The following is a 19,708-nucleotide window of genomic DNA, read 5'->3' as shown; positions in this document are numbered from 1 at the left end:
TGTATGAGAGTATATTCTCATACATTTTGCTAGCATATGTTCCGATCATGCTTTGGTCACCTTCTCCGTATTTTCTGCTTGATTGTTTGCAGCGTTGTGGAAGATGATTTTAATCGTCGTTCCTTTACCAACTTCAGAGTCTAGTTTTACAGAATGACCTAAATAATCACAAATTTTACTTACGATATAAAGTCCCATACCAGTAGATTCTCCGAATGTACGACCATTTTTCCCAGTGTAAAATGGTTCAAATACTCTTCGAACATCTTCTTGCGGAATACCAACGCCCTCATCACGAACTTCCAAAATGATATCTTTTCCATTTCGATAAGCTGATAAGAAAACTTTCTTTCCGCGTTCACCAGAATAACGAACAGCATTTGTCATTAACTGATAAATGATGAACTTTAGCCATTTCGCATCAGAAGCAACTTTTAAATCTGAATGAACTTCTAAAACAGGGAAGACCCCGTTTCGAATGAATAGTTCTTTTAATCCGTTAATATTTTTTGTTACAGCATCTTTTAATGAAACGGTCTCAACATGGAAGTCTTCATGGAAGTTGTTTAACCTTGCCATGTATAAAGCCATATCGAGTCCTTGATTTAGTCGCTCTAATTCTTTTTTAAATTGCGGGATTAAATGTTCATCTTCCATTTCAAGCACCATAAGTTGCATAACAGAAACGGGCGTTTTCATTTGATGTACCCAGTGGTTAATAAATAATTGGTGTTCTTGCTGTTTTACTTCAAATGTTTGTAGGTCTTTTTGGAATAGACGATATTGCGTACGAACGAGCTCGTTTACACCGTGGGGCATAGGAGCAGTCGCTCTTTCAATAAACGCATCTTCCATTTTCTCTGGTGGTTCACTTAATCTGTGGTACATTCTACGATTACGAACGTAACGATAAGCGAGGAAACAGATGAATAAATATAAGCTTAAAACGATGAAGTAAAACTTATTATTTTGAAATCCATCTACTGCATCATAGAGAACGAAAATGATTCCGAAGTTTAATACATATAGTAGAAAAAATGCAAAATGATCACGTAAAAATAGCTTCATGCTTATTCACTCCAAGTTGTGTTAAAACGATATCCGAGTCCACGTACTGTTTCAATAGAGTTCTCAATACCAAGCTCATTAAACTTTTTACGAAGACGCGTAATGTTTACGTTTAATGTATTTTCTTCAACGAAGCTCTCATCATCCCAAAGGGCAGCTAATAAATCTTCACGGCTTGCTGTACGAGGGAATTTAGATAATAGCATTTCTGCTAAAATAGCTTCTTTCTTTGTTAAAAGAACTTGCTCAGATCCGAAATGAATTTCTGGACGTTCAGGGAATAGTTTTAAACCTTCTACTTCAACGATACGTTCAGAAATATTTGGTGCATAATCACCATAAATACGGCGTAATTGACCTTTAATTTTTGCCATTACAACGTCATAGTGGAACGGTTTCGTAATGTAATCATCCGCGCCACTTTCAATCGCCATAATTTGTTCCATTTCACCAGCACGAGCTGAAATGAAAATAATTGGACAAGTAGATTCATGACGGATTTGACGGCACCAGTAGAAACCATCGAATTTCGGTAAGTTTACATCAAGTAAAACAAGATGTGGTTTCACGGCGTTAAACGATTCCATAATATCATCGAAGTTCTCCGCAACAACAGCATCATAGCCATATTTTTGAATGTGAGATTGTAGTAATGATGAAATATTTGGATCGTCTTCAACGATTAAAATTTTATACATATGTATATTCCTCCTAAAAAAAACAATTGTAGCTATAGTGTACCATGTGTTTCTCGTCTTTTCATTATGTTGAAATGAGAGCTATATAAATATAAAGATTTTAAAAATAACATAAAACCTATCTTTTTAGGAGAGAGAGAGGATCCAGCCATGCATAGAAGCGGTCAGAGCCTTTTTTGCCCCGTACGAAGTAAAAACAAAGAAATCAAATGAATAGGGTTTCCTGTTTGTTATATATAGCATAGCTGTGGCGTATTTATAGGTCAAAAGTGGAAAAAGTAAAAAGGCTATGGATACAATTGACAATTACTGGTTTTTAATTTAATATTTAGATAAATATCTAAATGTCTAATTAGTGAAGGGAAGAAAGACATTGAATCAAGCATTCAAAGCATTAGCAGACCCAACAAGGCGAAAAATTTTAGATTTATTAAAAGAAGGCGATTTAACAGCTGGCGAAATTGCTGAACAGTTCAATATGACAAAGCCAAGTATTTCTCATCACCTAAATGCGCTTAAAAATGCTGAACTTATCCAAGATGAAAAAAGAGGGCAATTCGTTATGTACTCTTTAAACACAACTGTATTTCAAGATTTATTGACTTGGGTGTTTACGTTTACGAATAAGGGGGAAGAGGGGAAATGAGGAAGCATCTATTTCCATTATTATTAATTGCTTTAACGATTATTGCATGGTGCATCGCGTGGCCTTATTTACCGGGAGAAGTTCCAAGTCATTGGAATATTGATGGTGAAGTAGATGGACATATGTCAAAAATGGGAATGCTGATTTTTGATGTAGCAATTATGGTTTTTATATATGCACTAGTTACTGTATTGCCTAAGATAGATCCGAAGTACGACAACTACAAAAGATTTCCTAAAGCACTTGGAATGATAAATGGAGCAATTTTATTTTTCTTATTTACTATTAATATGATGACACTAGCAAATGCTTTAGGGTATAACATTCCAATTGGAATTGTTGTGAACATAATGGTCGGTATCCTTTTCGTTGTACTCGGCAATTATATGCAGCAATGTAAACCAAATTTCTTCATAGGTATTAAAACACCGTGGACGCTAAGTAGTGAAGAAGTGTGGAGAAAAACGCATAGGCTGGGGTCAAAGATTATGATGATTGGCGGTATTGTAATTATATTTTTCTCGTTCCTTCCAGGAATGTGGAAAATGATTTGCTTGTTAAGTGTTGTTGTTGTATTGGTTGTTGGTACAATGGTTTATTCTTATGTTGTTTATAAGAAAGAGATAGGGGTTTAATAAAAAATTTATGGGGGAGAGAGGATGAAAAGACACGTATTACCATGGAGTTTAATTAGTGCAATTGCAATTGGGTGGTATATTGTATGGCCATATTTACCGGAACAAATTCCACGTCATTATAATGCTGCAGGAATAGTAGATGGATATTTTTCTAAAGTGGAGGCAAGTTCTTTTTCGATAGGTAGTATGTTGGTTCTTTATATGATGTGGCTAGCTATTGGGTATGTTGATATAACGAAAGGCAAGTATAAACAGCAAGCTAAAGTCCTCACTGCAATTAACTATGCCATTCTTTTTATAGGATTCGGCTGTAACATATTTGCGTTATTAGCAGCGTCTAATTATATTGCTTCAGCTTCAATTGCATTTAATTTCGGACTTGGAACACTGTTTCTTGTACTCGGTAATTACATGCAACAAACGAAGCCGAACGGTTTAGTAGGCATTCGAATGGACTGGACATTAGAAAATCCTGTGGTTTGGAGAAAAACACATCGATTTGCTTCGAAGGTATTTGTAATAGGGGCACTCTGTATATATGCTGGTGCGTTACTTCCAGATCCATTCAATATTTTTATGGCAATTGGAATAATATTAGTATGCATCTTCATATCAACGATAAAGTCATATGTTATTTATAAAAAAGAAATGCAATTGTGAGCAATAATCGATTGAACTGTACGAGTCAAATTTTATATTTATAGTTTCTATGTGTTAAGAGATTTAAATACTCAGTGGGGATAATGAAAAAGATCGCTGAGTAAATTTTTTGCTTTTAGGTCTGAAAATTCAGTTAAAAAGGATGGTTTGGGGGAAATCACATGTTAGAAATTATAAATTTTAGCAAGACATACAAAGGTGGAAAAAAAGCAGTAGATCATTTAAATATTACTGTTCAAGCAGGAGATATCTTTGGATTTATTGGCCATAACGGTGCGGGGAAAAGTACAACAATTAAGTCGTTAGTAGGAGTTATAGATTTTGAAGAGGGTGAAATTTTTGTTGATGGACATTCAGTAAAAAAGGATCCGATTGCATGTAAGAAAGTAATGGCGTACATTCCTGATAATCCCGATTTATATGAGCAATTAACAGGAATTCAATATTTGAACTTTGTTGCGGATGTTTTTAAGGTGTCTGCAAAAGATCGGGAAAAGGAGATACAAAAGTATGGAGATGCTTTTGAGATTACACCTTACCTGGGAGACTTAATATCTTCTTATTCACATGGTATGAAACAAAAAGTGGCGATTATATCAGCGGTTTTGCATAAACCGAAATTATTAGTTTTAGATGAACCTTTCGTTGGTCTTGATCCAAAGGCAGCCGTAGTATTGAAAGGTATTATGAAGGAGCTTTGTGAAAAGGGAAGTGCGATTTTCTTTTCTACACATGTTTTAGATGTGGCGGAGAAGTTATGTAATAAAATAGCGATGATTAATAGAGGGAAATTAGCACTTTCAGGGGAAGTGAATTCTTTAATAAAGGAAGGATCATTGGAAGAGCTCTTTATGAAGGAGCTTGCTAATGAATACTAATAGTCTAGGTCTTTTGAAAATCCGGTTGATAACGCAGCTTGGTTTAAATACTTTTAAATATGAAAAAGATAAGAAAAAGAAGCAGAATAAAATTTTGCTGACAGCATCTATTGCCTTAGTTGGTGTCATGTTAATGCTATATTGCGGAGCCTCAGCATATGGGGTGGTGAAATTAGGAATAAGTGAAATTATCCCAGTTTATGCACTAGTTATTAGCAGTGTATTGACGTTGTTTTTCACTATATTTAAGGCAAATGGAGAAATTTTTGCTTTTAAGGACTACGATCTTTTAATGTCATTACCGATTCGTGTAAGTACTGTTATTACAAGTAGGTTTTTGTATTTATATTTGCTGAATACGATCTTTTCAATCATAATCATGCTACCAATGGGAGTTGTTTATGGCATACATGAGAATCCATCAGTTTCTTTTTACTTTATGTGGTTCATCAGTATGTTTATAGCATCTTTAATTCCAACAACAATCGCAGCGATCTTTGGAGCTATGATTACGGCAATCGCTTCTAAATTTAAAAATACGAATAAAATAACTACGATTTTAAGTTTTATAGTAATGATTACATTCGGCTTCTTTATGCTAAAAAACGGAAATGCTCAATATAGCCTTAATGATATGAATGGGATTGGTGCAATTGTTTCAGAGCAACTAACTAAAGTGTATCCATTAGCTAACATGTTTCAAAAAGCAATTGTTCATGCTGATCTTGTAGCTTTCATCCTATTCGTTGGGATATCGGTTATTTGGTATTATCTTTTTGTAAAAATACTTTCGTTAAAATATAAGCAAATAAACACAGAGATTACCACTTATCATATGCTTTCAAATTATGAGATTAATAGTATGAGAAAAGAAAGTGTATTGGTCGCGTTGTATAAAAAAGAACTGAAACGTTTCTTTTCTTCTACAGTGTATGTCATAAATAGTGGAATGGGAGTTGTGATGGCGCTAGCTTTCGCGCTAGCTATAGTTGTAGTAGGACCAAGTCAATTAATAGCGTATCCTGGAATTGAGCCCCTGTTGCAAAAGGTTGCTCCATTTGCTATTGCAGCAGCGATTTCGATGACGTGTACAACATGTGTGTCATTGTCTTTAGAAGGAAAAAATGTATGGATTATTAAGTCATTGCCTATAGCGCCAAAGATAATTTATGACAGTAAAATTCTTATGAATCTTTCATTAAGTATACCTGCATCACTTATTAGTGCCGTATTACTGATAATAGGGTTAAAACTAGATGTTTGGAGTTCTTTTTTAATCGTCATAACACCGATAACATATTCATTCTTTTCGGCAGTATGGGGAATTTTTATTAATAATCGATTTGGTTATTATGATTGGGTATCAGAAACTCAAGTAGTAAAACAAAGTGTAGGATCGTTTGTCGGTATGTTTGGTGGCTTAATTATGGCTGTTATACCAGCCTTATTAATCGGTACTGCTACAATCTCGAACTACAGAGTATTTACTTTTGTAGTTATTATAGTGCTTACGATTATTACTATTTTCTTGTATAAGAACGAATCGAGAAGAAGTATAAAATAAAGTTAATGTCATATTCGTATTTTGTTTATAAAGAAGAAGTTAAAATAAAAAGCTACTGCTCCTTTCAAAGGAAGAGTAGCTTTTTTATTTTAGGGAAATTTGGACTTAGATATTATTTCTTCAAAACAGGTATCCATATCTCGCTTCTGAAATTCGGCGAGGATACGTCTTTACTTTCATTCCACAGTATTTCCGGTCCTTCTGCTAGTTCATAGTTTGAGGAAGGGAACCATTCAGAATAAATACGCCCCCATACATTTTGCAATGCATCAGGAAATGGACCGACAGCTTCAAATATAGCCCATGTTGAAGCAGCGACTTCAAGTTGTTTGAATTGCTTCGGACAATCTTTTGTCGTAGTTACTCCAATATAGTGATCGAGTTCTCCTTTTTCCTCCATTCTCCCTTCAGAAAAATTCGTAGAAGCACTAATAATTCCTGCAGGTTCAATATTTGAAAGGGACTTTAATGTTTCGATTGATTGGCTGTCTAAACTTTTCCACATAGAAGCAATTTCTTCGTTTACACCGTTAAAAACGATTGGTACTCGTTTTGTAATACCTATAATTTGAAATGAGTCTTTTTCTTCAATTCGATAGTTCATTTTATTTCCTCCTTGAATAGATAGTTGGAAGGTCATTGGTGAATAAGCTTTCAAAGAACGAATTGTACTTCGAGCTTCTGAAGGCGTTATTCCGTGCAAATTTTGAAATGCACGTGTAAAAGAATCTGGTGAGTTGTATCCATATTTTATAGCGACATCAATGACTTTTGCATTGCTATCTTTTAGTTCAAAGGCAGCAAGCGTAAGACGTCTACAGCGAATATATTCTGATAGTGATATGCCAGCTAAAAAAGAAAACATTCTTTTGAAATGATATTCGGAGCAGAGAGCTATTTTTGCGACTTCTTTAAAATCAATTTCGTGTGTAAGGTTGTCTTCAATATACTGCATTGCCGCATTCATATTTTTAAGTGAATCCATTATATGACCTCCTCTATAAATAGAATATCAGGAACAAAATAGCTCCATCCGACATTTCGTGCACAGCTTTGTAGGGTGCATTTTTAACCTTACAAAATTGTAATGTTCCTGTAAGGAGAATGAATGGATGGTATGATATCCCAATGCTATAGTAACAAAGTACTTTCATTCAGTAGGTTAAATTTTTATGTCTTTACTTATGTGCCTTACATAACTGTCATGTTTGTGTAAGAAACATCGATAGTGGCAAGAGTAGAGAGTGTATATAGTTGAAAATAGAGAATAGAAGAAATGAGGGATGTCGAGATGAAAACAGTGTTAGAAGCAAAAAATATTGAAAAAGTGTATGACACAGGTGGGAATAAATTTGCAGCTTTAAAAGGTATTAACTTACAAGTAAAAGAAGGTGAGTTCGTTGGAATTATGGGACCTTCTGGTTCTGGTAAGACGACTCTTTTAAATGTTCTTTCTACAATTGATAATACGACGGACGGTGAGATTTTAATTGAGGGAAAAGATATCGTGAAGATGAATGATGATAAGCTGGCGTTGTTCCGCCGTGATCATTTAGGTTTCATCTTCCAAGATTATAACTTATTAGATACGTTAACGGTAAAAGAAAACATTGCGTTACCTCTTGCGTTATCGAAGGTGAAAGCGAATGAGATTGATCGCCGCGTTCTTGAAATCTCAAAGAAATTCGGTATTGATCATATTTTAAGTCAGTTCCCATATCAAGTATCTGGTGGACAGAAGCAGCGCTGCGCGGCATCACGTGCAATCGTTACAAATCCGAGTATGATTTTCGGGGACGAGCCGACGGGAGCACTCGATTCTAAATCAGCGACAGATTTATTAGAAAGTATGAAGTCGTTAAATGAATATGATAACTCAACAATTTTAATGGTAACGCACGATGCTTTTGCGGCAAGTTACTGTAAACGAGTTATTTTCATTAAAGATGGTGAGTTATATAAAGAATTGCATCGCGGTGAATTAACACGTAAACAATTCTTCCAAAAAGTCGTTGACGTAATGTCTTCCATTTCTGGAGGTATGGCTGATGACCTTATCTAGCATTGCCCTCCGCAACATACAGCGGAACTTTAAAGACTACTTTGTATATTTTGCATCTATGATTTTTAGTATTGTAATTTACTTTACATTTAAAGCACTACAATATAATTCGCAAATGGAAAAAGCTGCGGAAGGTTCTAAAAAAATTAGCGGTGCGTTTCAAGTTTCAAGTGTCATGCTAATCATCTTCGTAGCGGTGTTCATTATATATTCGAACGGTTTCTTTACACGGAAGCGTAAAAAAGAAGTTGGGCTATATTCGTTACTAGGTATTCGAAAAAGACAGATCGGTAAAATGCTCTTTTATGAAAATATGTTAATGGGATTAATGTCTTTAATTATTGGGATTGCGATTGGTAGCGTCCTTTCAAAACTATTCCTTGAACTACTAGTAAGTATGATGGGGTTAAATTTAAATGTTCATTTTGAAGTACCGATGGCTGCAATTGTTGATACAGCAATTATTTTCTTTGTGATTATATTGTATACATCACTTCAAGGATATCGTTTAATTTACCGATTCAAGCTAATTGAACTTTTCCGCGCAGAACGCGAAGGAGAAGCAATGCCAAAAGGATCTGTAATTATGGCGTTAATTTCGATTTTCTTAATCGGTTCAGGTTATTTCTTAGCATTAATGTTCATGAAGGCAGTTAAGTATGCAGACTTTATGGCAGTTGCACTTTATATTTTACTTGCGACAGTAGTAGGTACGTACTTACTATTTATGTTCTTTACAGTATTCGTATTAAAACGTGCAAGAAATAATAAATCATCGTTTTATAACGGTATGAATATGGTAACGACGTCACAGCTACTATATCGTATTAAAGGGAATGCAAAGTCACTTGCAACAATTTCTATTTTAAGTGCGGTAACATTAACAGCAGTTGGTACGTCAGTTACGATGTATTACAACACATTTACACAATCAAAAGCATTCGCGCCATACAGCTATTCTTATGAGAAAAAAGATGCAGAACTAGATAAGAAAGTAAATGCGATTTTTGCTGAAGAGAAAGAGAATCATCCTGTAAAAGATCAATTTGAAGTTGAGATGGTTCCTGTAAAAGGAAAGTTTGAAGGAGATAAAGTTGATTTCATCCTTAATATGAACTACAGTATCTCAGAGAAATATCAATTTATGTCTCAATCTGAATTTAATAAACTTGCTAAAAAAATCGATGCAGAAACAGTGAATGTAGCTGCTGGTGAAGCATTTATATATGATAGTTCTTATATTGAAGGGCATGAGTTTAGCCCTCAATATAAAGGAAATAAAGCGGTATTCCAAATTGGAAATGAAACGAAGAAATTAGCGATTCAAGGCGCAAATGATCATGCAATTACGAACTTAGGTGAACTAGTTGTTGTCGTTTCAGATGAAACATATGAACAAGCGAAGCAAGCATTTGGAACACGTGTTGTAAAAAATATTGATGTAAAAGATGAAAGAAACAGTAAAGTATTAACAGAAAAATTAACAAAAGTGATGCCAGCTGGTGAATCAGAAATGGTACCATCATTTAGAGATTTCTACACTGGTTTCCAAATGGGGCTTGAAGGAACTGGACTAATGATGTTCATCGGAATGTTCTTAGGACTTGTATTCTTACTAGCAACAGGTTCTATCATTTACTTTAAACAATTAACAGAAGCAAATGCTGATCGTGAGCGTTATGTTGTACTTCGTAAAGTCGGGGTAACGAAACAGGAAATGAAAAAAGCTATCGCAAAACAAGTAAGCTTTATCTTTGCGATTCCGTTAGTAATCGGAATTCTACACAGCTTGTTTGCATTAAAAGGTTTAGGGAACATACTACCGTTTGAAATTATGATTCCGCTCCTAATTAGTATCGGAGTATACGGTGTCATTTATATCGGATATTACTTCTTAACAGTTCGTTCTTATTATAAGATTGTGAGCGCGAAGTAATAAAGGGGCAGCTATCGCTATAAGCGGTAGCTGTTTTTTGATTTCTTCATAAAATCTTAAGAAATCTCCTCAATTTTTATTAAGAAACGATAGTTATACTTAAACACAAGTTAAAAACTATTGAACGAATGGGGAGAGATTTACATGCAACTCATAACATTCTTACATGAATTTATTAAACACCCGAAACATACTGGTGCGATTGCGCCAAGTTCAAAAATATTAGCAAAGAAAATGGTAGATGTAATTGATTTTAATAGAGCGAAGTGCATTGTGGAATTAGGTCCTGGTACAGGAGTCTTTACGAAAGAAATTATGAAGCGAAAGAAGAAGGAGACAATGTTTCTTCTTATCGAAATTAATGAAGTGTTTTTCAAAGAGCTAAAGAGAAAATTTAAAGATGAGCAGAATGTCATTGTTGTACATGGTTCAGCTGAAAATATAAAGACGTATATGGAAGAGCTCAATATAGAATGCATTGATTACGTCTTATCAGGATTGCCTTTCACATCTTTACCAGAAGAGGTTTCAAAACGCATTTTAAACAACGCAATGGAAGCGATACATGAGAGTGGTGAATTCATTACATTTCAATATTCACTTGTAAAAAAAGGATTTATACAGCATTTCTTCCCTGAAATTACACTAGAAAAAGTTTGGTTTAATTTCCCGCCAGCCTACGTCTTTAGCTGTAAAAAAGAGCTAAGGGGAGCATATGCATAATGGAGCTACATGAATTAATATCATACATTGAGCAGTATGGTTATTGGGCACTATTTTTTTGTTTATGGCTTGGTATTATCGGTATGCCGATTCCAGATGAAATGATTGTAATGAGTGGTGGATTTGTATCTTCATTAGGCGTATTAAGTGTCATTCCTGCGTTTTTATTAACATATTTAGGCGTTGTATCTGGGCTTTCTTTAGGTTACATACTAGGGAAAATATTTGGCATAAGAGTGCTTGAAAAATTGATGAAAAAGAAGAAGGCGAAGTACCTTTTAAAATCACAAGAGATAGTAGGGAAATATGGTCATTATGCATTAGTAATAAGTTATTTTATCCCCGTTGTGAGACATATCGTACCGTATTTAGTAGGAATGAATAACATGTCATTTAAAACGTATGCGATTTATTCATATGTAACAGGATTTGTTTGGACGTTAGTTTACTTTGTACTAGGCTCTATATTTGGTAAGCATATAGAAATGATAGTAACCCTTGTGACCGAGTATGGTATATATTTGGGTGGCATCGTTATTATAGTTTCTAGTATTTCTTATGTGTATATGCATAAGAAGAATGCAGTAGTGAGTGAAATAAAGCAACATTCATAGTTTGGTAAATGATGCTGGAGGAGATTTTGTGAGTAAAGGAACGATACTTATCGTGGACGATGAGAAGGAAATTAGAAAACTTATCGCCATCTATTTGAAGAATGAAGGTTACGAAGTATTACAAGCTGGAGATGGTGGAGAGTGCAGAATACTATGATGTCGAAATTAAAAATCCCACAGCAGAAGAAAAGAAAATATTAGATAGTATTACATTTAAAGAAAAGAATGAATATCGATACAAAGTAGATGAGCAGTTTATTTATCAATTGAAAGAAGATTTAGAAAGAAACCGTCCGCTAACACCTACTGGAAAAGACGAGAATAGTAGCCGATTCGTTCCTGTTTCGAGGGAGCTAATTGTCGGAGCCGTTTTAAGCCATAGGCAAGAAAAAAATGAGGATAATACCAATGTAATTCCAGAAGAGTGGGGAAATGTTTTAAGGTCTCTTCAAAAGACATATATGAATCCTAGTCAAAAGATACAAATTGTAGATCAAAAGATGTATGACGGGATACAAGGTAAAGAAGAAATTATAATACTGGGGAAAACGGACAATTTTATAACGTATAAAGAAGAATGGAAAAAAATCGATGAATTAGAGTTAGCTAGATATAAAGATATGAAAGACGTACATCTTTTGAGTAAATATATGCTGTATGAAGGATATTACAGTACTTACAGTGGAACAGTATTTATGGGGTTTTTCTTAGGCATAGCTTTCTTAGCGATGCTGGCAAGCTGTTTAATGTTTAAAATTCTTTCTGGTGCTTCAAAAGATATTATTCGCTATCAAATGCTTCGTAAAATTGGTGTGCGTTATGAGCTATTAACGAAATCAATTTATAAAGAGTTACTTTTAGTTTTCTTGTTCCCAGCGATCGTAGGTATAATGCACGTATTAATCGGAATGAGCATGTTCTCGTTCTTAATAGATAATCCATATTTCCGTATTTGGCTGCCGATTATTATTTTCTTAGTCATTTATGTGTTTTATTATTTCATTACAGTTCAATTGTATAAAAAAATTGTTCTTCCGAAAGAAGTGTAGTATGTAGTGAGTAAGGGGGATGATGAATAGAGATAAATTTAGGGGAATATTATATGGAATTTATATGGAATTTATAGCGATGAAGAAGTTATAGATTGAAAGAAGCAGCTATTCTATGTAATAGCTGCTTCTTTCATTATTTATAATTAGGAAGCAACTTGTACTGTAGATAAGGAGAAATAAAATCCTCTATCTTTTCAGTATATAAAAGATAAAGAGGGAAAGGTATTATAACTTCTGTAGTAATCGTTCGCTGCTTTTCATGTCACCTTTACACAACGGACATTGTGGCTTATCTTCTAAAGAAAAGTTTTTACGCATCCATCCAAGGCAGTCGTCTGCTTCGCATTCCCACACAGCAATTGCTTCTGGTTCTTCTACAGGTTTATCATTTTTTCTCCAATACATGTGATCGCTCCTTTAAATTGAAAAGTTTTTTAGAAAAAACAAAAAAGGTTGTTAACGTTTTTGTTAACAACCTTTTATTTATTCATCATACTATATTTTTTTGAAAAATGCGAAGTTTAGTAATTATTAAAGTTATAGTGAAATAGTGATTATACAAACGCAGGATTATAAATCATCGTAAAGTGCCCTTGTAACAATTCAATATGGCATGGTGTATGAAGCGAACTTTCTCCATCTGTATCTACTTCTTTTTCTTCTTCTGTTTCAATATGAATGGATTTCGCTTTTACATGGAAGATATCATTTGTATTTGTGTCCTCAAATAGTTTCTTTCCGATGTAATCTTTAAACGCCTGGATGCCTGTTGATTTTACGACGAAAATATCAAGTGTTCCGTCATCGCATTTTACGTTCGGAATAAAGGAAGGAATACCACCAAGATATTCGCCGTTTCCAACCATAACAAGTACAGCTTCGTCTTCATATACTTGTCCGTCGTAAGTGATTTTTACTGGGAATGGTTCAGCGTTTTTTACAGTTCGAATGGTGCTTAAATAGTAACCGATTTTACCAAGCTTTGCTTTCTCTTCTGCATCAATATTGTTTGATACTTCAGAGACGAGTCCAATACCCCAGAAGTTTAAGAAGTGTTGTCCATTTGCTTTTGCGACATCGATTGGTTTTACATGTCCTTTTGTAATGAGTTTTGCTGCTTCTGCAATATTTTGCGGAACACCAAGTGTGYGAGAGAAGTCGTTGCAAGTTCCGCCTGGAATGATTGCAAGTGTAGGTCTAATTTCAAGAGGGGCTAAGCCATTTGTGCATTCAAATACAGTTCCGTCACCACCAAAGACGATAATTAAATCTACTTTACTAGCAAACTCCTGACAATATTTTGTTGCATCACCTTGTTGCTTCGTATGAAGGATATGTAAGTCAGGAAAAGCTGCGGCAAGTGGTGGTACGATTTTCGTTAAGTTTGTATGTAAATCGCCTTGTCCAGCTTTTGGATTTACGATGAGGAGTACTTTTTCAAATTTTGTCTTTGTCATTTTTATTCTCTCCCTTTGTCTTTTACGAATCGTGATAGAAAATAAACTTCCATCAATAATTGATGGAAGTTTACCCCGCATTAACGGGCAGTAAGACTCCCACCTCAAATTTCGACGAATACGAGGAAGTTAGGTGGGAGATCAACTGCCCGTAAAAGCCCGATTGGTTCAACTAATAATCAGTGGGGGATAGACAAAACCCCCACTGATTAAAGTTTCACTTTATTTTTTTATATTATTCCGTTACAACTGAAGCGATAAATGGTAAGTTACGATATTTTTCTGCGCAGTCAATACCGTAGCCAACGATAAATTCGTCTGGAATTTGGAAGCCAACATATTCAGCTTTTAAGTCCACTTTACGGCGTTCAGGTTTATCAAGTAACGTACAGAATTTCAATGCTTTTGGTTTATGCATAAAGAAGTGATCTTTTAAGAAGTGAAGTGTTAAACCAGAATCGATAATGTCTTCTACGACAATTACGTTTTTTCCAGTAATGTTTACATCGATATCTTTTAATAGTTTTACTTTTCCAGTTGTTTCTGTTTGATTTCCGTAGCTAGATGCAGAGATAAAGTCGATTGTTACTTCGTTTTTAATATGACGAATTAAATCAGCAGCGAATACGAAAGATCCTTTTAATACAGCGATTACTACGATTTCTTCTCCTTCAAAATCACGTTCGATTTGAAGAGCTAGTTCTTTTACTTTTTCTTGTAATTGTTCTTCAGAAATTAAAGTGTCTTTTATTTCAATTTTCATTTGAATCCTCCTACAGTGTAAAACTTGTGAACATTTCGACTGTAAAGGATAGAAAGAAAAAAGTCAAAGAAGATATAAGGTTTTTACAGAAACCCCCACAAAATAATCAGATGATATGATATACTGATTACATTAAGAAAACGCTTCCATAAAGGGTGATTATGATGAAAAAGAAACAGTATACAAGTGTAACATTTATAAAAGCATTGCTTTTAACAATTGTTCTTGGTATGTTGGCTTACATAATTGATGTACCTGCAATTCGCATTTCACTAATTGGAATGACTTTAGTATTAGGCGCAATATCCCACGGTATGATGTCGCAGCTGCAAGAGGCTGGACTTGATGATATGAAAGATTCTATAGATAAGAAATGAGAAACCTTCACGTATATAGAGTGAAGGTTTTTTCGTTTCTTACAAAAATGTAAGGTGATTTGTAAGACAAATCGATAGTTGCATAGTAGTGTTTTGGATAAACTATAAGTGTAAGGTAAAAGGCAAGCATATTTTAGGTAAAGTAAGTTTTAGGCACTCTATATGTGAAAAAGGAGTAGGAGGGCATGGAGAAACATTGGACGACCTTTTCTTTTTTAGCAACTAGTAACACCGTAATGCTAGCTGGAGAAATGGATTTTTTGCAGATGTTTGATCGAGAAGACGATCATTCTTCTTCTAAATTTACAATGAAATGGAGTAAGTGGAGCGATAGTTGTAAATTGGAAGAAGAGGCCCCTAACGACAGGCAAAAAATTATTTTAACAAATCCTATTAAAGCATGGGTCGTTCAATGTCGTAAGTGTAACGTCAAAAATCACTTCAAGAAAACTGAGCCGAGACAATTAGTTATCACTCCGGCCCTTTCTACTTCTCAATCACGCGAAAGTAACAAATAAATATCGAGACACACACCCGAAAAAACATCGTATATATTGCGATGTTTTTTTATTTTTCTACAATGAAATCTTTAAATGAAATATATTTCATCTGCATCTTATATTTATATCTATTGTTTATTCTAGTGATACATCCGATGCGACGTGATGTAAAACGTATAAGAGGAGAGAATGAAAATGAAAAAGAAACTATTACCAATTTGTGCAATGGCACTTTTAACAGTAGGTTATTCTTCGGTAGCGAGTGCTTCAACTGGAACACTGACAAAGGAAGAAGCAGCGCAAGTACAGTCAGATGTAGCTAAAWAGGAAGCAGCAATTCAGGAACAGCAAAAAAATGATGTAGAGAAAAAGCAAGCAGCACAAGTACAAGAAAAARGTGATRTGGCTAAAAAAGAAGAAGCAATAAAAGCGCAACAAAAGAACGAAGTAGAGAAAAAGGGAGCAGCACAAGTACAAGAAAAARGTGATGTGGCTAAAAAAGAAGTAGCGAAGCAAGCTGTACAAGGTGAAAAATTACCAAACACAGCATCAAATAATGTAGCAATGATGGCGCTAAGCGCATGTCTTTTAGGGATAGGGACATTATTTGGTTTGAATCGTCGTAATAAAGTTAAGGCATAAATAAAATATTTTCCTATAAAGAACGGGATAATTTCATATATTAAAAATGGTAGGTTATTCCTACCATTTTTTGCATGGAGGGATGGAACGTGAAGTTACTCAATTATATCGGTATCATATTGATGGCCATAGGGCTATTCATGGGATCGTATTACGCTGTGGAATGGTATAAAGGAAAAAGCTCTGCTCAAGAATTAACGAAAGAAGAAATAAAGAGCCTTAAAAATATACAAGATAATCAACTTTCATATGAAACACCAGTAACGTCCCAAGTACCTTCTTCTCAAACACAACATAAAGAAGGAGAAAAGGTAGCGATGTTAAATATACCGAAAATAAAGAAGAAGTTTTCTATATATTGGGGAGCGAATGATGCAACTTTGAAAAAAGGAGTTGGTATGTTTGTTAGCGATTTAACGACAACTCCATCTGGAGGAGGACATACTGTACTCAGTGGGCATCGAGATACTGTATTTACAGATTTAGGAGAGTTAAAAGAAAAGGATACTCTTATTTTAGAGTATGATAATAAAACTTACACATATGAAATTCAAAAGACATGGATTACCCATGCGGATGATCGTACTGTTATTATAAAAAAAGAAGAACCAATATTAACACTGACGACTTGCTATCCGTTTGATTATATAGGAGATGCACCAGATAGATATATTATCGAGGCGAAGTTAACTGGTAGTTATTCAAAATAAAATTGTAGTTTCTGAAAGTGGGAGGGGGATACATAAGTTATGTCAAAAAGGATTTTAATTGTTGAAGATGAAGATATTTTACGTGAAATATTAAAGGATTATTTTTTGAGTGAACAATATAAAGTGCTTGAAGCGAGAGACGGGAAAGAAGCTTTAACCTTGTTTGAGGAAGAAGAGGTTGATTTAGTTATACTCGATATTATGTTGCCGGAACTAGATGGATGGTCTGTTTGCCGAAGGATTCGTAAGACGTCCCAAGTACCAATTATTATGCTGACAGCACGCGTAGATGAAGATGATACGTTACTTGGGTTTGAACTTGGAGCAGATGATTATGTGACGAAGCCGTATAGCCCGCCAATTTTATTAGCGAGAGCGAAACGATTATTGGAAAGTAGAAAAGCTTTGAAAGAGTCTCCAAATAGTGAAGATGACACACTATGTATTCATGGAATTTATGTTCACTTCCCATCGCGTACTGTTACTGTTGATGGAGAAAGTATTGCTTTAACACATACAGAGTTTGAAATATTAGTGTATTTTATGAAAAACCAAGGAATTGTTCTAACACGAGAGCAATTAATTTCAAGAATTTGGGGATATGAATTTGCTGGAGATGATCGCACTGTTAATAGCCATATTCGTAATTTACGAAATAAATTAGGTGAGAAAGCAAAGTACATTACAACTGTAGTGCGAACTGGTTATAAGTTTGAGGGGAATGTATGAGAAAAGGGATTGTACTTAAATTATTTACCCTTACAACAGCTTTATGCATGTTGATTTTAGCGACGATATTTATTGGACAAACGATATTTTTCAAGCAATATTATGCGAATCGAAAAGTGGAAGATATTAAAGTGAATTTAGATTCTTTTGAAAAGAGTTACTTAAATTATGCGAGGAGTTCGGAGGAAGTTCAGAAACTGGAGCAAGATTTTTTAAGAGAAAATAATACTTGGATTACGACGTTAGATCATAATGGGAATTTAAAGCACGCAGATGATTTTTATTTTGAAATTACTTTAGATCGACGAGAAGAGAAGCGAGTGGGACAAAAAACAATTATCATTCCTTTGTACTATCTCATGAATATAGATGAGATTGAAGGTGGAACACTACCTGATTTGGAAGGACGACCAGTTTATTTCGATGGACTAAAAAGAGACGATAGTTTCATCACATCTTATTTAAAGATAGATGAGGTGAATTTGAGTTGGTTTCATAAACCATTAGGTAAGAAGTTAGCTGAAAAAGAACCTAAGATGAGCGAGGAAAAACCAAAGGTTGCTCAAGATTCTATCACTGTGGAAAGAAAAAAATTTGCTGGAATTATGAGTGATGAGGAAAAGAAGAGGGCGGCTCAAAATTCAGATTTTAATATATCAGGGAAAATTACGAAGGTACAGTTCCCTAATGTAAAAGGACCTGTAAACCCAATTTATAAAAACAATTTATTTTTGGATAATATAAAAGAATTTCAAGCTGATTTATTACTAAAAGAAAGCAATCAAATACAATATGCAACACAAACAATGGACTATGAAAAGAATGATATAAAATATAAATTATTAATCAAACCAATAAAAGAAAAAGATGGATCGGTGACATACATATACGCGATGGCTTCTTTACAACCTGTAGATGAGGCTGTACAAATGGTACAAGATTATTACATTTACATTATTGCGTTTGTAGTCATTCTTATTTTTCTAGCTTCTTTCTATTATTCAAAACAAATTGCAAAACCGTTATTAAAAATAAATGATACAACGAAGAAAATAGCACATTTAGACTTTACAGAAAAAATCCCGATTACTTCAAAAGATGAAATTGGTGATTTATCGCAAAATATTAATACACTATCTAATAAACTACATTCACATATTGGACAGTTAGAACAAGATATTGAAAAAGAAAGAAAGTTAGAAAACACGAGAAAAGAATTTATTTCAGGTGTTTCACATGAATTAAAAACACCGCTGAGTATTATGAAAAGCTGTATTTCTATTTTAAAAGATGGGGTAGCTGAACATAAGAAAGACTACTATTTTCAGGCGATKGAAAAAGAAGTAGACAAGATGGATATACTAATTTTGGATATGCTTGAATTAGCTAAATTTGAGTCTGGCACATACAACATGAAGATGGATTCTTTCTATATCGATGGAGTAATTGAAGAAATATGTGAACAGCTTTCATCGGAGATAGAGAAAAAAGAATTGAGTGTGCACAAACATATATGTCCAGCTGAAGTGGTTGGGAATCAAAATAGAATTGCACAAGTAATTGTGAACTTCATTACGAATGCGATACGTTATACACCGAACAAAGAGGATATTATTATTTCCGCAATAGACGAGAAGAATCATATAAAAGTGTGTATAGAAAATAAAGGTGCCCACATTGAAGAAGAACAATTAGATAAAATTTGGGATCGTTTTTATCGCGTGGATGCGGCACGGAAACGTTCACAAGGTGGAACAGGGCTTGGCCTTGCAATTTCAAAGAATATTTTAGAACTGCACAATGCTGAATATGGGGTAAAGAATACCGAAGATGGTGTGTTATTTTACTTCTATTTACCGAAAAAAGCGTAGATAATACAATCTACGCTTTTTTAATTTAATTTCATATTATCTTTACTTAATCTTTATTTTTAAGCGATATAATCTGGTTAGAAAAAGAGATTATGTAAGGAGTAGATTAGCCGTGAATAG

General features: G+C 34.3%; 21 protein-coding genes and 2 pseudogenes. 17 read left to right on the top strand and 6 right to left on the bottom strand.

Going from position 1 to position 19,708, the window contains the following annotated elements; genetic code table 11:
• Positions 1-45: 45 nt before the first annotated feature.
• On the bottom strand, positions 46-1,068 hold the full coding sequence (locus AC1DTM_RS00770) for a sensor histidine kinase (RefSeq protein WP_002034498.1): 1,023 nt from the start codon (positions 1,066-1,068) through the stop codon (positions 46-48).
• A 2-nt stretch (positions 1,069-1,070) separates the two neighbouring features.
• Complete coding sequence (locus AC1DTM_RS00765) at positions 1,071-1,766, bottom strand: response regulator transcription factor (protein WP_002034497.1); 696 nt, start codon at positions 1,764-1,766, stop codon at positions 1,071-1,073.
• A gap of 373 nt (positions 1,767-2,139) precedes the next feature.
• On the opposite strand from AC1DTM_RS00765, the gene AC1DTM_RS00760 reads away from it, so the two are divergent.
• The 5 genes from AC1DTM_RS00760 to AC1DTM_RS00740 all read left to right on the top strand — a co-directional run bounded on the left by AC1DTM_RS00760 (position 2,140) and on the right by AC1DTM_RS00740 (position 6,152).
• Positions 2,140-2,412, top strand: a complete 273-nt coding sequence (locus AC1DTM_RS00760; protein ID WP_002089211.1) for an autorepressor SdpR family transcription factor — start codon at positions 2,140-2,142, stop codon at positions 2,410-2,412.
• Complete coding sequence (locus tag AC1DTM_RS00755; protein ID WP_088099616.1) at positions 2,409-3,047, top strand: SdpI family protein; 639 nt, start codon at positions 2,409-2,411, stop codon at positions 3,045-3,047. The genes AC1DTM_RS00760 and AC1DTM_RS00755 overlap by 4 nt, the downstream gene beginning before the upstream one ends.
• A 24-nt stretch (positions 3,048-3,071) precedes the next feature.
• Complete coding sequence (locus AC1DTM_RS00750) at positions 3,072-3,710, top strand: SdpI family protein (protein WP_088099615.1); 639 nt, start codon at positions 3,072-3,074, stop codon at positions 3,708-3,710.
• A 161-nt stretch (positions 3,711-3,871) separates the two neighbouring features.
• Positions 3,872-4,588 (top strand): ABC transporter ATP-binding protein, encoded by a 717-nt coding sequence (locus tag AC1DTM_RS00745; protein WP_002015838.1) that lies wholly within the window; start codon positions 3,872-3,874, stop codon positions 4,586-4,588.
• A complete protein-coding gene (locus tag AC1DTM_RS00740) occupies positions 4,578-6,152 on the top strand; it encodes a permease (protein WP_088099614.1) in 1,575 nt (524 codons plus the stop codon). The genes AC1DTM_RS00745 and AC1DTM_RS00740 overlap by 11 nt, the downstream gene beginning before the upstream one ends.
• Before the next feature lie 112 nt (positions 6,153-6,264).
• Here the strand turns inward: AC1DTM_RS00740 and AC1DTM_RS00735 are convergent, their stop codons facing one another.
• Entirely contained in the window at positions 6,265-7,137 is an 873-nt protein-coding gene (locus tag AC1DTM_RS00735; protein ID WP_088099613.1) for an AraC family transcriptional regulator, read from the bottom strand.
• A 306-nt stretch (positions 7,138-7,443) separates the two neighbouring features.
• Here AC1DTM_RS00735 and AC1DTM_RS00730 point away from each other — a divergent pair, with 306 nt between their 5' ends.
• The 6 genes and pseudogenes from AC1DTM_RS00730 to AC1DTM_RS00705 all read left to right on the top strand — a co-directional run.
• The gene (locus AC1DTM_RS00730) at positions 7,444-8,214 is read left to right on the top strand and encodes an ABC transporter ATP-binding protein (protein ID WP_088099612.1); all 771 of its coding nucleotides are present in this window, start codon (positions 7,444-7,446) and stop codon (positions 8,212-8,214) included.
• Positions 8,201-10,150 carry an ABC transporter permease gene (locus tag AC1DTM_RS00725; RefSeq protein WP_002112507.1) on the top strand — a complete coding sequence of 650 codons (1,950 nt, stop codon included), beginning with the start codon at positions 8,201-8,203 and terminating at the stop codon, positions 10,148-10,150. The genes AC1DTM_RS00730 and AC1DTM_RS00725 overlap by 14 nt, the downstream gene beginning before the upstream one ends.
• A 144-nt stretch (positions 10,151-10,294) precedes the next feature.
• Positions 10,295-10,873: a class I SAM-dependent methyltransferase gene (locus AC1DTM_RS00720; protein WP_002067767.1), complete on the top strand. Its 579-nt coding sequence runs from the start codon at positions 10,295-10,297 to the stop codon at positions 10,871-10,873.
• Complete coding sequence (locus AC1DTM_RS00715; RefSeq protein ID WP_016106471.1) at positions 10,873-11,487, top strand: DedA family protein; 615 nt, start codon at positions 10,873-10,875, stop codon at positions 11,485-11,487. The genes AC1DTM_RS00720 and AC1DTM_RS00715 overlap by 1 nt, the downstream gene beginning before the upstream one ends.
• A gap of 28 nt (positions 11,488-11,515) precedes the next feature.
• Positions 11,516-11,623 (top strand): annotated as a pseudogene (locus AC1DTM_RS00710) (DNA-binding response regulator); the annotation flags it as partial.
• Positions 11,619-12,536 (top strand): annotated as a pseudogene (locus AC1DTM_RS00705) (ABC-2 family transporter permease); the annotation flags it as partial. The pseudogenes AC1DTM_RS00710 and AC1DTM_RS00705, both read left to right, overlap by 5 nt.
• 228 nt (positions 12,537-12,764) lie before the next feature.
• On the opposite strand, the gene AC1DTM_RS00700 reads toward AC1DTM_RS00705, so the two are convergent.
• From AC1DTM_RS00700 to hpt, 3 genes are all read right to left on the bottom strand, one after another.
• Complete coding sequence (locus tag AC1DTM_RS00700; protein ID WP_002067775.1) at positions 12,765-12,944, bottom strand: cold-inducible protein YdjO-related protein; 180 nt, start codon at positions 12,942-12,944, stop codon at positions 12,765-12,767.
• A gap of 149 nt (positions 12,945-13,093) precedes the next feature.
• Positions 13,094-13,996, bottom strand: coding sequence for a diacylglycerol/lipid kinase family protein (locus AC1DTM_RS00695; RefSeq protein WP_476999955.1), 903 nt, complete (start codon positions 13,994-13,996; stop codon positions 13,094-13,096).
• Between the two features lie 235 nt (positions 13,997-14,231).
• On the bottom strand, positions 14,232-14,759 hold the full coding sequence (hpt, locus tag AC1DTM_RS00690; RefSeq protein ID WP_000687586.1) for a hypoxanthine phosphoribosyltransferase: 528 nt from the start codon (positions 14,757-14,759) through the stop codon (positions 14,232-14,234).
• 161 nt (positions 14,760-14,920) lie between these two features.
• Between hpt and AC1DTM_RS00685 the strand changes: the two genes are divergently transcribed.
• The 6 genes from AC1DTM_RS00685 to AC1DTM_RS00660 all read left to right on the top strand — a co-directional run bounded on the left by AC1DTM_RS00685 (position 14,921) and on the right by AC1DTM_RS00660 (position 19,588).
• Positions 14,921-15,136 carry a hypothetical protein gene (locus tag AC1DTM_RS00685; RefSeq protein WP_000976189.1) on the top strand — a complete coding sequence of 72 codons (216 nt, stop codon included), beginning with the start codon at positions 14,921-14,923 and terminating at the stop codon, positions 15,134-15,136.
• Between the two features lie 185 nt (positions 15,137-15,321).
• A complete protein-coding gene (locus AC1DTM_RS00680) occupies positions 15,322-15,654 on the top strand; it encodes a hypothetical protein (protein ID WP_016106468.1) in 333 nt (110 codons plus the stop codon).
• Positions 15,655-15,831: 177 nt separating this feature from the next.
• On the top strand, positions 15,832-16,278 hold the full coding sequence (locus AC1DTM_RS00675; RefSeq protein WP_476999954.1) for an LPXTG cell wall anchor domain-containing protein: 447 nt from the start codon (positions 15,832-15,834) through the stop codon (positions 16,276-16,278).
• 89 nt (positions 16,279-16,367) lie between these two features.
• On the top strand, positions 16,368-16,988 hold the full coding sequence (locus AC1DTM_RS00670) for a class D sortase (RefSeq protein WP_078173912.1): 621 nt from the start codon (positions 16,368-16,370) through the stop codon (positions 16,986-16,988).
• Between the two features lie 39 nt (positions 16,989-17,027).
• Positions 17,028-17,717, top strand: a complete 690-nt coding sequence (locus AC1DTM_RS00665) for a response regulator transcription factor (protein ID WP_199715454.1) — start codon at positions 17,028-17,030, stop codon at positions 17,715-17,717.
• On the top strand, positions 17,714-19,588 hold the full coding sequence (locus tag AC1DTM_RS00660) for a sensor histidine kinase (protein ID WP_476999953.1): 1,875 nt from the start codon (positions 17,714-17,716) through the stop codon (positions 19,586-19,588). Before AC1DTM_RS00665 ends, AC1DTM_RS00660 begins: the two co-directional genes overlap by 4 nt.
• Positions 19,589-19,708: the final 120 nt, after the last annotated feature.

The sequence above is a fragment of the Bacillus sp. P4_D3 genome (assembly GCF_056401855.1).
This window is presented reverse-complemented; position numbering and strand designations above follow the sequence as displayed.

What these genes read in the sequence shown, in the direction of transcription:
- AC1DTM_RS00770 (WP_002034498.1), bottom strand. Translation starts at nt 1,068, where the DNA reads ATGAAGCTATTTTTACGTGATCATTTTGCATTTTTTCTACTATATGTA.
- AC1DTM_RS00765 (WP_002034497.1), bottom strand. Translation starts at nt 1,766, where the DNA reads ATGTATAAAATTTTAATCGTTGAAGACGATCCAAATATTTCATCATTA.
- AC1DTM_RS00755 (WP_088099616.1), top strand. Translation starts at nt 2,409, where the DNA reads ATGAGGAAGCATCTATTTCCATTATTATTAATTGCTTTAACGATTATT.
- AC1DTM_RS00750 (WP_088099615.1), top strand. Translation starts at nt 3,072, where the DNA reads ATGAAAAGACACGTATTACCATGGAGTTTAATTAGTGCAATTGCAATT.
- AC1DTM_RS00745 (WP_002015838.1), top strand. Translation starts at nt 3,872, where the DNA reads ATGTTAGAAATTATAAATTTTAGCAAGACATACAAAGGTGGAAAAAAA.
- AC1DTM_RS00740 (WP_088099614.1), top strand. Translation starts at nt 4,578, where the DNA reads ATGAATACTAATAGTCTAGGTCTTTTGAAAATCCGGTTGATAACGCAG.
- AC1DTM_RS00735 (WP_088099613.1), bottom strand. Translation starts at nt 7,137, where the DNA reads ATGGATTCACTTAAAAATATGAATGCGGCAATGCAGTATATTGAAGAC.
- AC1DTM_RS00730 (WP_088099612.1), top strand. Translation starts at nt 7,444, where the DNA reads ATGAAAACAGTGTTAGAAGCAAAAAATATTGAAAAAGTGTATGACACA.
- AC1DTM_RS00725 (WP_002112507.1), top strand. Translation starts at nt 8,201, where the DNA reads ATGACCTTATCTAGCATTGCCCTCCGCAACATACAGCGGAACTTTAAA.
- AC1DTM_RS00720 (WP_002067767.1), top strand. Translation starts at nt 10,295, where the DNA reads ATGCAACTCATAACATTCTTACATGAATTTATTAAACACCCGAAACAT.
- AC1DTM_RS00715 (WP_016106471.1), top strand. Translation starts at nt 10,873, where the DNA reads ATGGAGCTACATGAATTAATATCATACATTGAGCAGTATGGTTATTGG.
- AC1DTM_RS00700 (WP_002067775.1), bottom strand. Translation starts at nt 12,944, where the DNA reads ATGTATTGGAGAAAAAATGATAAACCTGTAGAAGAACCAGAAGCAATT.
- hpt (WP_000687586.1), bottom strand. Translation starts at nt 14,759, where the DNA reads ATGAAAATTGAAATAAAAGACACTTTAATTTCTGAAGAACAATTACAA.
- AC1DTM_RS00685 (WP_000976189.1), top strand. Translation starts at nt 14,921, where the DNA reads ATGATGAAAAAGAAACAGTATACAAGTGTAACATTTATAAAAGCATTG.
- AC1DTM_RS00680 (WP_016106468.1), top strand. Translation starts at nt 15,322, where the DNA reads ATGGAGAAACATTGGACGACCTTTTCTTTTTTAGCAACTAGTAACACC.
- AC1DTM_RS00665 (WP_199715454.1), top strand. Translation starts at nt 17,028, where the DNA reads ATGTCAAAAAGGATTTTAATTGTTGAAGATGAAGATATTTTACGTGAA.